The organism is Janthinobacterium sp. SUN073 (assembly GCF_030397665.1).
In the GTDB taxonomy this organism is placed as follows: Bacteria; Pseudomonadota; Gammaproteobacteria; order Burkholderiales; family Burkholderiaceae_D; genus Janthinobacterium.
This window is the reverse complement of sequence record NZ_JAPUBT010000009.1, coordinates 149,087-161,013: the sequence shown is the minus strand read 5'-3', so window position 1 is coordinate 161,013 and position 11,927 is coordinate 149,087. Positions and strand designations below refer to the sequence as shown.

9 protein-coding genes are annotated in these 11,927 nt (G+C 63.3%); 6 read left to right on the top strand and 3 right to left on the bottom strand.

What is annotated here, in order from left to right:
- Positions 1–37: 37 nt before the first annotated feature.
- Positions 38–1,981, bottom strand: a complete 1,944-nt coding sequence (locus O0882_RS21995; RefSeq protein WP_289951478.1) for a GAF domain-containing sensor histidine kinase — start codon at positions 1,979–1,981, stop codon at positions 38–40.
- A gap of 183 nt (positions 1,982–2,164) precedes the next feature.
- Between O0882_RS21995 and O0882_RS21990 the strand changes: the two genes are divergently transcribed.
- The 5 genes from O0882_RS21990 (at position 2,165) to O0882_RS21970 (ending at position 9,906) form a co-directional block, all read left to right on the top strand.
- A complete protein-coding gene (locus O0882_RS21990; protein ID WP_289951476.1) occupies positions 2,165–3,712 on the top strand; it encodes a C13 family peptidase in 1,548 nt (515 codons plus the stop codon).
- A gap of 42 nt (positions 3,713–3,754) precedes the next feature.
- Positions 3,755–4,123 (top strand): cation efflux protein, CzcI family, encoded by a 369-nt coding sequence (gene czcI / locus O0882_RS21985; RefSeq protein ID WP_289951475.1) that lies wholly within the window; start codon positions 3,755–3,757, stop codon positions 4,121–4,123.
- 120 nt (positions 4,124–4,243) lie between these two features.
- Entirely contained in the window at positions 4,244–5,482 is a 1,239-nt protein-coding gene (locus O0882_RS21980; protein WP_289951473.1) for a TolC family protein, read from the top strand.
- A 13-nt stretch (positions 5,483–5,495) separates the two neighbouring features.
- Entirely contained in the window at positions 5,496–6,701 is a 1,206-nt protein-coding gene (locus O0882_RS21975) for an efflux RND transporter periplasmic adaptor subunit (protein ID WP_289951470.1), read from the top strand.
- Positions 6,702–6,726: 25 nt separating this feature from the next.
- Positions 6,727–9,906 carry a CusA/CzcA family heavy metal efflux RND transporter gene (locus O0882_RS21970; protein WP_289951468.1) on the top strand — a complete coding sequence of 1,060 codons (3,180 nt, stop codon included), beginning with the start codon at positions 6,727–6,729 and terminating at the stop codon, positions 9,904–9,906.
- A gap of 74 nt (positions 9,907–9,980) precedes the next feature.
- Here the strand turns inward: O0882_RS21970 and O0882_RS21965 are convergent, their stop codons facing one another.
- Positions 9,981–10,490 (bottom strand): hypothetical protein, encoded by a 510-nt coding sequence (locus O0882_RS21965; protein ID WP_099760825.1) that lies wholly within the window; start codon positions 10,488–10,490, stop codon positions 9,981–9,983.
- 366 nt (positions 10,491–10,856) lie between these two features.
- Between O0882_RS21965 and O0882_RS21960 the strand changes: the two genes are divergently transcribed.
- Entirely contained in the window at positions 10,857–11,492 is a 636-nt protein-coding gene (locus O0882_RS21960; protein ID WP_289951463.1) for a PEP-CTERM sorting domain-containing protein, read from the top strand.
- Between the two features lie 80 nt (positions 11,493–11,572).
- Here the strand turns inward: O0882_RS21960 and O0882_RS21955 are convergent, their stop codons facing one another.
- On the bottom strand, positions 11,573–11,809 hold the full coding sequence (locus tag O0882_RS21955) for a hypothetical protein (RefSeq protein WP_157750893.1): 237 nt from the start codon (positions 11,807–11,809) through the stop codon (positions 11,573–11,575).
- Positions 11,810–11,927: the final 118 nt, after the last annotated feature.

The following is an 11,927-nucleotide window of genomic DNA, read 5'->3' as shown; positions in this document are numbered from 1 at the left end:
CTCAGGCCCGCGTCTCCGGCCCGCCGTTTTCAGGTTTTCAAGCGCTCTTCGGCTCCAATGGGAAGCGTATCTTGTAGTGCAACCCCATCCCCGGCGCGCTGACCACCTTCACTGTGCCTCCCAGCGGCCCCGTCACCAGGTTGTACAGGATATGCGCCCCCAGACCGCTGCCGCCGGAACCCCGCTTGGTCGTGAAGAAGGGGTCGAACAGCTGGCCCAGGGTGGCGCTGTCCATGCCCATGCCATCGTCGCTGTAGTCGAGTTCCAGCATCTCGCCGGCCGTCCGCACGCTGATTTTGATCTTGCCCGGTTCGCCTTCGACAAAGCCGTGCACCAGTGAATTGACCACCATGTTCGTGACGATCTGCGAGACGGCGCCCGGATAGCTGCGCAGTTGCACTTCGGGCGCGCAGTCGATCTCCACCTTGATCGGTTTGCCCTTGAGCTTCGGCTGCAAGGAAAGCAATATTTCATCGAGGTATTTGCGCAAATTAAAGCTGCGCAATTCGTCCGAGGACTGGTCCACGGCCACCTGCTTGAAGCTGCGCACCAGCGCCGCGGCGCGCTGCGTATTCGTCGTCATGATGCGCAGGGTCTGGTCGATGATGTCGAAGAATTGCCGCAAGCCGTCTTCATCGAGCTGGCCGCCGTCCAGGTCTTCGCGCGTGAGTTTCAATTCCTGCACCAGGTGGCTGGTGGCCGTCACGCATATGCCCAACGGCGTATTGATTTCATGCGCCACGCCAGCGACCAGGCGACCCAGGGAAGCCAGTTTTTCCTGGCGCACCAGTTCCGACTGCGCTTCCTGCAAGGCGCTCAGGGCGCTGTTCAGGGCCGCGTTCTGCTCTTCCAGCGCTTCCTTGGCCTGGCGCATGGCGCTGTCGGCCTGGATGCGGGCCATCGCCACGGCCACGTGGCTGGCCATGAAGGCCAGCACGTCCAGTTCCGCCTGGCCATACACGACGGATTCGTCGTAGCTTTGCACGATGATCACGCCATATTTGCGCTCGCCCAGCAGCATGGGCGCGCCCATCCAGCTGGCGATACCCACATTGCCCAGCGGCTCGTCCATCTCGCCGCTGGCCACCAGCGCCGCATAGCTGCTGGCATCGAGCAAACACGCTTGCCGGCGCGCCAGCACGTACGAACTCATGCCGATGCCGTAATGGAAGCGTTTCACGGGCGCCTGCGCATCCTTTTCATCGACGAAATACGGGATCGTGATGTCCTTGTTGTCGGGATGGTACAGGGCGATGAGGAAATTCTTCGCCGTCACCAGCTCGCTGATGATGGCGTGCAGGCGCGCATACAGGGTGGTCGCGTCGGCCGCCTGCGCCGACAGGTTGGCGATTTCATACAGCGCATGCTGCAGGTTTTCCGCGCGCCGGCGCTCGGCCACCTCGTGCGCCAGCAGGGCCGTGCGCTCCTGCACCGCCTTTTCCAGCCGGTCCATGCTTTGCATGCCTTGCAGGGCGCTCGACACGTGCGTGGCGATCAGCGCGAACAGGGCCTGGTCTTCCAGGCTGAAGCGGTGCTGGGCATCATAGCTCTGGATGACGATGGCGCCCAGCACCTGGTGCTGCTGGTCCAGCAGCGGGCAGCCGATCCAGTGCTCGGCCGCCGTGCCGCCGCCCCAGGCGCCGCCGCCGATGGCGCGCATGGCGTCGTCGTCGGCCGTCATCACCAGTTGCTTGCGATTGACGATGACCCACGCCGTGGGCGACTGCGCGGCGCTGGCCAGGCGCACGCCCTCGTCCGGGTCGGGCGCGGCGTCGAATTCATCGACAAAGTAGGGAAAGCGCACCAGGCCGTCATCGTGGTCGCTGAGCGCCACATAAAAGTTCGCCGCATACATGATGCGGCCCAGCGCCGCATGCACCGCCTGCAGGAATTCGCTGATATCGCTGCAGGTGCTCGAACGCTGCCCGATTTCCAGCAACACGGTTTGAACGGCTTCCAGACGGCTGAGACGGCTTTCCATGGGTAACTGTGTGCCTTGTGTCGATATGTTCTGAAAATCAATATTATCAGTTCAGCCCAGCCTTGGCACGGCATAAAACGCACAATCTTGCCTTGAGGCAGCGCAACACATGCCACGCCGGCATTTGCCACCTTGGCGATACAGTGGCAGACTAGGCCCCTTCCTACAGACCAGACCGTCCTCATGACCGCCACGCTACGCGCCTCGCTTCGCCCCTATACCCTCGCCGGCCTGCTGGTCTTTGCCGCGCTGGGCATGCCGCCGCTGTGCGCCGCGCCCGCCAAGGCACCGGCGGCGGAGACGGCCGATGGCGGACGCTATTTCGGTCCCCTCGTCGCGGGCAAGATGCATGGCCAGGGCCGGCTCGAGTATGCAAGCGGCGCGTTTTACGAAGGGGGCTTCGCGCGCGGCGTGTTTTCCGGCCAGGGCACGCTGCGCCAGGCGTCCGGCGTCGAGTACACGGGCGCCTTCCGCCAGGGCGCCTTCGACGGCATCGGCCGCTACACCTCGCCCAAGGGCGAGATCTATGCGGGCAGCTTCGTCAAGGGCAGCTTCGAGGGGCAAGGCCGCTTCCAGGGCGCCGACGGCGCCACCTTCGAAGGTCATTTCAAGCACTGGCGCCCGCACGGCGCCGGCAAGCTGACCGACACGGACGGTACCGTCTTCGAAGGCGACTTCGTCCAGGGCCAGCTGCAGGGCAAGGCGAAAGTCAGCACCAGCGACGGCATCCACTACGAAGGCGAGCTGAAAGACTGGAAATTCGAAGGCGAAGGCGTGCTGCGCACGGCCGACGGCGACGAATACCGGGGCGGCTTCAAGAATGGCCAGTTCGACGGCAAGGGCGTGCTGCGCTATGCAGTGGCGCAGGCGGATGGCCGGCGCGAAGACAGCGGCAACTGGACGGAAGGCCAGCTGGACGACCCGGCGGCCGACAAGCTCACGCGCGACAATATCGAGCTGGCCCTGTATAACCAGCGCACCCTGCTCGACGGCGCCCTGGCCCGCATCGCGCCGCGCGATGCGGCAAAAAAGATCAATCTGTACCTGCTGGGCGTGGCGGGCGATGGCGCGCAGGAAGTATTTCACCGCGAAACGGCCTTCGTGCAGCGCCAGTTCGACCGCGATTACGGCACTGTGGGGCGTTCCCTGATGCTGGTCAATAGCCGCAACACGGTGGCGCAGCAGCCGATGGCCACGCGCACCAGCATAGCCGCCAGCCTCGACGCCCTGGGCGCGAAGATGGACAAGGCCAACGACATCCTGTTCCTGTTCCTCACCAGCCACGGTTCGGCCGAGCACGAACTGGCGCTGGCGCAAAATGGCATGGATTTGCACAGCCTGCCCGCGCAGGAGCTGGCGTCCATGCTCAAGCACAGCGGCATCCGCTGGAAAGTCATCGTGATCTCGGCCTGCTATGCGGGCGGCTTCATTGCGCCATTAAAAGATGACAACACCCTCATCATCACGGCCGCACGCAGCGACCGTACCTCGTTCGGCTGCGACGACCAGAACGATTTTACGTATTTCAGCGAAGCGTATTTCAAGGAAGCGCTACCCAGGAGCGCCGGCTTTGCCGAAGCCTTTGACAAGGCCAGGGTGCTGGTGCAGGCCCGCGAGGCGGCCGACTTCCGCGAGGGCGGCATGGAAGCGGAAGAGCATTCCGAGCCACAGCTATTCCAGGGCAAGGCCATCGCCGCGCAGTTGAAGGCGTGGCGCGCCCAGCCGCGCTAAGCACGGCACGGCCGCCCGCCTTTCTGTACAATAGCCGTCACCATGCGTAAATTCTTCCTCATTTTGCTGCTGTTCGTGCTTCCGCTCCAGATGTCCTGGGCCGCGGCGAGCGCGTATTGTCTGCACGAGGAAGGCAAGGCGGCGCAGCACCTGGGCCACCACAGCCACCAGCACAAGGCCGATACGGACAAAAAGCCTGCCACAGATAAAAAAGTAGCTGACAAGCAATCCAAAGGCCAGCCGCACAGCGACTGCAACGTCTGCCACGGCATAGGCCATGCGTGGCTGCCGGCCGGCTCCAGCCTGCCTATCGGCGACATGGCGTCCGTCAACGCGGACACCTCCCCCTTCTTTTACGCGTCCCACATCCCGGACGCTCCCAAGCGCCCTGACTGGTCGTCGGCCACCTAGGCCGACGGGACGTTTCATTCCACTTATCGCAATACGCGCGCCTGATTAAGTCAGGCGCAATAAGTCAGGCGCAGGCCTGTGCGTCCCGTCGAATTCTTTTTCCGCACCTTGGAGAATTCGATGCACCGTTCCATCTATCTGTTATGTCTCTCCGCCGGCCTGTTGGCTGGCAATCTTGCCCATGCGCAAGCACCTGAGGAGCCTGCCGGCTCCCTGACCTTGCCCGCCGCGCTGCTGTTGGCCGAAGGCGGCAACGCCACCCTGTCAGCCGCCCGCCATGAACTGGCGGCGCAAGGGGGCGCCCTTCAGCAGGCGCGCACCCTGCCCAACCCGGAACTGCAAACCGTGCTGGAAGACACGCGGCGCGCCACGCGCAGCACCACCGTGCAGCTCAACCAGCTGATAGAACTGGGCGGCAAGCGGGGGGCGCGCACGGCCGTCGCCCAGCGCGGCGCAGACCTGGCGCAGGCGGGCCTGTCGCTGCAGCAAGCCGACACGCGCGCGCTAGTGACCACCGCCTTTGTCGACGTGCTGGCGGCGCAGGAAGGCTTGCGCCTGGCCGACAGCGCACAAGCCTTGGCCGCGCGCGCCAGCGACATCACTGCGCGCCGGGTGACGGCCGGCAAGGCTTCCCCCGTTGAGGAAACCCGCGCCAGGGTCGCCGAAGCGAGCGTGCGGCTGGAGCTGAACCTGGCCCGCAGCACCCTGGCCAGCGCCCGCAAGCGCCTGACCGCCCTGTGGGGCAACGCCACGCCACGCTTCAGCCTGGCGGAAGGTCGCCTGGAAACCTTGCCGGAGCTGCCACCCGCCAGCGCACTGGCGGCGCGCCTGGCCCAGGCACCCACCGTGCGCCAGGCGCAAAGCGCGCTGGCCCAGCGGCAAGCCATGCTGGACGTGGAACAGCGGCGCGCCACGCCCGACGTCACCGTGAGCATCGGCATGAAGCGCTCGGAAGAGCTGGGCCGCAACCAGGCCATCATCGGCCTGGCCTTGCCGCTGCCTTTGTTCGACCGCAACGCGGGCAACAAACTCGACGCCTTGCGCCGCAGCGACAAAGCCAGCGACGAGTTGGCCGCCGCCCGCATCGACGTACAGACGAAGGTCGCCGCCGCCACCGAACGCCTGGCCACGGCCCGGCTCGACGTGGAAAGCTTGCGCCAGGACATCTTGCCTGGCGCGCAAAGCGCCTACGACGCGGCCAGCAAGGGTTTTGAGTTCGGCAAGTTCGCCTTCCTCGACGTGCTCGATGCCCAGCGCACCTTGCTGCAAGCCAAAAACCAATACCTGCGCGCGCTGACCGAAGCGCAGCACGCCGCCGCCGAGATCGAGCGCCTGCTTGGCGCCCCCGCTCCCCTGTAAGGAAGACCCGACAATGAACATCACACTCAACAAAAAACAGGCAATCGCCATCGGCGCCATCGCGGCCGCCGGCATCGTGCTGTCCATCCTCATCCTTGGCACGGGCAAGTCCGGCGCCCCTTTGGTCCCTGCCGTCAAGGCGGAAGCCCATGCTGAAAAGAAAGACGAACACGGCCACGAAGAAGTGGAAGGCCGGCTGGAACTGACGGCTGCGCAAAGCCGCGCGGCCGGCGTCGTCATCGCCACGGCCGCGCCCGGCCGCATCAAGACCACCGTCGCCCTGCCCGGCGAAATCCGTTTCAATGAAGACCGCACGGCGCACGTCGTGCCGCGTCTGGCCGGCGTGGTGGAAGCCGTGCAGGCGGACCTGGGCCAGCTGGTCAAAAAGGGACAAGTGCTGGCCGTCATCGCCAGCACGGAACTGTCGGAACAGCGCAGCGAATTGCTGTCGGCGCAGCGGCGTTTGTCGCTGGCCCGCTCCACATACGAGCGCGAAGAAAAACTGTGGCGCGAAAAAATTTCTGCCGAGCAGGATTATCTGCAGGCGCAGCAGGCGTGGCGCGAAGCGGAAATTGCCGTGCAGAATGCGCAGCAAAAGCTCAGCGCGCTGGGCGCCAGTGGCGCTGCCAAGGGTCCGCTGAACCGCTACGAGATCCGCGCGCCGTTCGACGGCATGGTGCTGGAAAAACACATCACCCTGGGCGAAGCCGTCAAGGAAGACGCGAACATCTTCGTCATTTCCGACCTGTCGACCGTGTGGGCGGAAATCGCCGTGCCGGCGAAAGACCTGGCCACCGTGCGCATGGGAGGCAAGGCGGAAGTCAAAGCCAGCGCTTTTGACGCCAGCGCGCAAGGCACGATCACCTATGTAGGCGCGCTGCTGGGCGAGCAGACACGCACGGCGAAGGCACGCATCAGCTTGCAGAATCCCGACATGGCCTGGCGTCCGGGCCTGTTCGTCACGGTGGAAGTGGTGTCCGGCGAAGCGGACGCACCCGTCACCGTGCACAGCACGGCCATCCAGACGGTGGAAGACAAGCCCGTCGTCTTCGTGCAAGTCAAGGATGGCTACCAGGCCACGCCCGTGGTGCTGGGCCGCAGCGATGGCACCTTGACGCACATCAAACAAGGCCTGGCCGCCGGCACGCCGTACGCGGCGCAAGGCAGTTTTGTCCTGAAATCCGAGCTGGGCAAAGATTCCGCCGGCCACGAACATTGATCACGTCAAAGCTAAGGAAACCATCATGTTTGAACGCTTGATCCGCTTCGCCATCGAGCAGCGCTGGCTGGTGATGCTGGCCGTCGCCGCCATGGCTGGCCTGGGCATCTACAGCTACCAGAAGCTGCCCATCGACGCCGTGCCCGACATCACCAATGTACAGGTGCAAATCAATACCCAGTCCGCCGGCTATTCGCCGCTGGAAACCGAGCAGCGCGTCACCTTCCCCATCGAGACGGCCATGGCCGGCTTGCCGAACCTCGAGCAGACGCGCTCGCTGTCACGCTATGGCCTGTCGCAGGTGACCGTGATCTTCAAGGATGGCACGGACATCTATTTTGCGCGCCAGATGATCAACGAGCGCTTGCAGGAAGCCAAGGAAAGCTTGCCGGCAGGCATCACGCCAAAGATGGGGCCCGTCTCCACGGGCCTCGGCGAAATCTACCTGTGGACGGTGGAAACGCAGGACGGCGCGAAAAAGCCCGATGGCACGCCGTATACACCGACGGACTTGCGCGAAATCCAGGACTGGATCATCAAGCCGCAGTTGCGCAATGTCACGGGCGTCACGGAAATCAATGCCATCGGCGGCTACGCCAAGCAATATCAGGTGGCACCCTACCCGGAAAAACTGGCCGCCTACGGCATCAGCCTGCAAGACGTGGTGACGGCGCTGGAACGCAACAACAGCAACGTGGGCGCCGGCTATATCGAAAGGCAGGGCGAGCAACTGCTGATCCGCGCGCCGGGCCAGGTGGCATCGAAAAACGACATCGCCAACATCGTCGTCGCCAATGTGCAGGGCGTGGCGATCCGCATCCGCGACGTGGCCGACGTGGTGCTGGGGCGCGAGCTGCGCACGGGCGCGGCCACGGAAAACGGCCGCGAAGTGGTGCTCGGCACGGTCTTCATGCTGATCGGGCAGAACAGCCGCGCCGTGTCGCAAGCCGTCGACAAGAAAATGGTGGAGATCAACCGCAGCCTGCCGAAAGGCGTGCACGCCGTCACCGTGTATGACCGCACGGTGCTGGTCGACAAGGCCATCAATACGGTGAAGAAAAACCTGCTGGAAGGCGCCGTGCTGGTGATCGCCATCCTGTTCCTCTTCCTTGGCAATATCCGCGCGGCAATCATCACGGCCATGGTGATTCCGCTGGCCATGCTGTTCACGTTTACGGGCATGGTGCAATACCATGTGAGCGCCAACCTGATGAGTTTGGGCGCGCTCGACTTCGGCATCATCATCGATGGCGCCGTGGTGATCGTGGAAAACTGCGTACGCCGCCTGGCCCATGCGCAGCAAAAACTGGGACGGCCGTTGACCTTGCAGGAACGTTTTCACGAAGTGTTTGCGGCATCGCAAGAAGCGCGCCGGCCCCTGCTGTATGGCCAGCTGATCATCATGGTCGTGTACCTGCCCATCTTCGCACTGACGGGCGTGGAAGGGCGCATGTTTACGCCGATGGCCCTGACGGTGGTAATCGCCCTGCTGGGCGCCATGCTGCTGTCGATTACTTTCATTCCGGCCGCCGTGGCGCTGTTTATCGGCGACAAGGTAGCGGAGAAGGAAAACGCCATCATGCGCGCCGCCAAGCGCTGGTATGCACCGCTGCTGGGCAAGGTAATGCGCAACACGCCCGTCGTGCTGACGGGCGCGGCAGTGGCCGTCTTGCTGTCGGGCTTGCTGGCCACGCGCATGGGCAGCGAATTCGTGCCCAGCCTGAACGAGGGCGACATCGCCATCCAGGCCCTGCGCATCCCCGGCACCAGCTTGAGCCAATCGCTGGCCATGCAGCAGCAGCTGGAAAGCAAGCTGATGAGTAACCACAAGGAAATCGCGCGCGTGTTCGCCCGCACGGGAACGGCCGAGATCGCCTCCGACCCCATGCCGCCGAATATTTCCGATGGCTACATCATGCTCAAGCCCCGCGACGAATGGCCGGAGCCGAAGAAATCGCGCGAGCAATTGCTGGCGGAAATCGAAGCGACGGCCACCAGCTTGCCGGGCAACAACTACGAGTTTTCGCAACCGATCCAGCTGCGCTTCAATGAACTGATTTCCGGCGTGCGCAGCGACGTGGCCGTGAAACTGTTCGGCGACGACATGGCCGTGCTTGACAGCACGGCGGCGAAGATCGCGGGTGTGCTGGGCAAGATCCCGGGCGCAACAGAGGTGAAAGTCGAGCAGACGACGGGGCTGCCGATGCTGACGGTGCAGATCGACCGCGAGCAGACGGCACGCTACGGCCTCAATATTGCCGACGTGCAAGCGGCGATTGCCACGGCCATCGGCGGGCAAGAGGCGGGCACCCTGTTCCAGGGCGACCGCCGCTTCGACATCGTCGTGCGCCTGCCCGACAGCCTGCGCAGCGACCTGGAGCAGTTGAAACGCCTGCCCATCGCCCTGCCCCTGGGCGCGGCAGCGGAAGGCCGCGCGCGCTTCATCCCGCTCGGTGAAGTGGCCAGCCTGCAAGTGGCGCCGGGGCCGAACCAGATCAGTCGCGAAGACGGCAAGCGCCGCATCGTCGTCAGCGCCAACGTGCGCGGACGCGATATCGGCTCGTTTGTTGCGGAAGCAACGCAGCAGTTGCAGGCGCAAGTGGCCATTCCTGCCGGCTACTGGACCAGCTGGGGCGGCCAGTTCGAGCAGCTGCAGTCGGCCACGAAACGCCTGGAACTGGTGGTGCCCGTGGCCTTGGCCCTCGTGTTTGTGTTGCTGTTCGCCATGTTCGGCAACGTGAAAGATGGCTTATTGGTGTTCAGCGGCATCCCGTTCGCCTTGACGGGCGGCATCGTCGCCCTGTGGCTGCGCGACATTCCCATGTCGATCTCGGCAGCGGTGGGCTTCATCGCCCTGTCCGGCGTGGCGGTACTGAACGGTCTGGTGATGATCGCCTACATCCGCCAGCTGCGCGAACAGGGCATGCCTTTGCAGGAGGCGATACGTGTAGGGGCCATCACGCGCCTGCGGCCCGTGCTGATGACGGCGCTGGTGGCGTCGCTGGGCTTCGTGCCGATGGCGATTGCCACGGGCACGGGCGCCGAAGTGCAGCGTCCGCTGGCCACCGTGGTGATCGGCGGCATTTTATCGTCGACGGCCCTGACCCTGCTGGTGCTGCCGCTGCTGTACCGGCTGGCGTACCGCCGGCAAGAGGAGGTGGAGAAGGAAGAGGAGGCAGGTCGGATTAGGTCCGAAGGAGCGTAATCCGACACCACCACTGGCGCCAACAATAGGTCGGATTACGCGGGGCCTTGCCCCGCTAATCCGACCTACGCCTGTCATGGCCGGCGGTAGCCGCCTTCGATCCAGTTCGCCGCTGCGGTAGCATTGAACTTGAAGGCGGCCGAAGTGCGCACCTTGGCGATCTGTTCGCCGTCCGCGTCGTAGGCGCTCAGTTCCGCGTATGGGTGCTCTTCGTCGGGCACGATGTCGAACATCACCTTGATTTGTCCCTCGTCTGTGGCGACAAACAGGTTCTTGTGCAATTGCGCATGCAACTGCTGCTCGTGGCGGCGCAGCACTTCCGACGCCGTCTTGACCAGCGTGTTAAACGCGTTGACGTCGAGCGGTTTCGGGTTTTTCTTGTCGCGGCCCATGGTCCAAGGGCCCACCAGCGCCGGCTCCGGTTCGCCATCCTTGATCATGGCCACGGCCCAGCCTTCATCTTCCTCGTTCTTGATCACCCTCGCCGTCCAGCCATTGCCTACCCACAGGCGCGGCTCCTGGATCGGGGCGTCATTGTCTTGCTCGGCTGCTTCGTCGGAAAAGTCGGGGAAATCGGTACTCATGGCGGTGCTCGTGATGGAAGGTCGGGGCTAGCATGATAGTCGAAAATGCCCTCCCGTGCCGCCTTGCCGCAAGGTAAGGCGCGGCCCGCCATAGTCGATCTCGGCAATAAGACAAGCTATCAATGTAGTAGCTTTATTCTAGTAATCGAGCTTTGATATTGCTCAACTAAGACTATTATGATTTTGCAATCTGAATTATGTTTTTTATATTTCAAATATTGCATTTAGTAATGCTTGGCCTCAAGAAATTTCTACCCCTGCGGCGCCCCTCATCCCCGCACGCCGCTGTGCCTCGCCACGCCAAGCACTTCTGCCTGTCCTGATCAAATCAGCTGCGTACACCTATAAAACTTTGAGGGAATAAACATGAAAATCTTGTCCACACTGGCATGCGCGACGCTTGCTGCCGCCGCCGGCAGCGCCAGCGCCGTCCCCACATTTACGGCCGGCGGCACAACCCTGGCCGGCCAAGGGCTGGTGACATCCGTTGCAGGCGCCACCACGATCGATTTCAACAGCGGCATCCTGCCCGCCAACTACATCGACGGCGCACTGTTCACCGGCACGAACAGCAACCATGCCGCGCCTCCTGGCGATATGAGCAAGTATTTGTCGGCAGGCACTTCTTCCGACCAGCATTCGCCCGTGATCGCCAACTTCAGTAGCGGCTTGAGCTATTTCGGCTTCTACATGGGTTCGCCGGATACGTACAACAGCGTAACCTACACCTTTGCCGACCACAGTTCGACCACGCTGACGGGCACGCAACTGGCAGCGCTGGCCGGCGATCCCGCCAACGGCAATCAGTCCCTGGGCCTGTATGTGAATGCCTTCGCCGGCGTTGGCAGCAAGATCACCTCGGTTGCTTTCAACTCCACGCAGAATGCCTTCGAGACGGATAACCACGCCTTCATCACCGCCGTGCCGGAGCCGGAAACCTATGCCATGCTGCTGGCCGGCCTGGGCCTGCTGGGTTTCATGCTGCGCCGCAAATCTTCCTGACGCGGGCAGGTACTGGCAAAAGCCCGCGCTTGCGGGCTTTTTTCACTACCAGGCTAGTCATTTCTTTCAATGGCCAGCCATCAGCACATGGACATGGCAGGCCGGTTGGGCCAGGTCAGCGGCGGACCGGGCGGCACCCAGCGCGGGTCGATGGCTGGCAGTGGCGCATGGTAATTAAAGGGATTGATGATGATCGGCGGTATCGCCGATGGCGCGCCGACGGGCTCGGCGCAGGACTGCGGGGCGCTACGCTGGCGCGTGGTTCGATGGTGGGAAAGGGATAGCGATTGATCCCCGGTATCTGCAAACAAAAGCATGTTGCCCTCCTTGCGAGACTGAGGTATTCAGTATAGGACGGCTTGCGCGTATTACAAGAAAAGAAATCTTGTTCCAGATTCAGCATTTTCTGCCCGTACAGACCTCCCATACCGTGAA

Bases quoted from the DNA above. Each gene is read 5' to 3' on its own strand.
- O0882_RS21995 (WP_289951478.1), bottom strand. From the start codon at position 1,981: ATGGAAAGCCGTCTCAGCCGTCTGGAAGCCGTTCAAACCGTGTTGCTG.
- O0882_RS21960 (WP_289951463.1), top strand. From the start codon at position 10,857: ATGAAAATCTTGTCCACACTGGCATGCGCGACGCTTGCTGCCGCCGCC.
- O0882_RS21965 (WP_099760825.1), bottom strand. From the start codon at position 10,490: ATGAGTACCGATTTCCCCGACTTTTCCGACGAAGCAGCCGAGCAAGAC.
- O0882_RS21955 (WP_157750893.1), bottom strand. From the start codon at position 11,809: ATGCTTTTGTTTGCAGATACCGGGGATCAATCGCTATCCCTTTCCCAC.
- O0882_RS21970 (WP_289951468.1), top strand. From the start codon at position 6,727: ATGTTTGAACGCTTGATCCGCTTCGCCATCGAGCAGCGCTGGCTGGTG.
- O0882_RS21975 (WP_289951470.1), top strand. From the start codon at position 5,496: ATGAACATCACACTCAACAAAAAACAGGCAATCGCCATCGGCGCCATC.
- czcI (WP_289951475.1), top strand. From the start codon at position 3,755: ATGCGTAAATTCTTCCTCATTTTGCTGCTGTTCGTGCTTCCGCTCCAG.
- O0882_RS21980 (WP_289951473.1), top strand. From the start codon at position 4,244: ATGCACCGTTCCATCTATCTGTTATGTCTCTCCGCCGGCCTGTTGGCT.
- O0882_RS21990 (WP_289951476.1), top strand. From the start codon at position 2,165: ATGACCGCCACGCTACGCGCCTCGCTTCGCCCCTATACCCTCGCCGGC.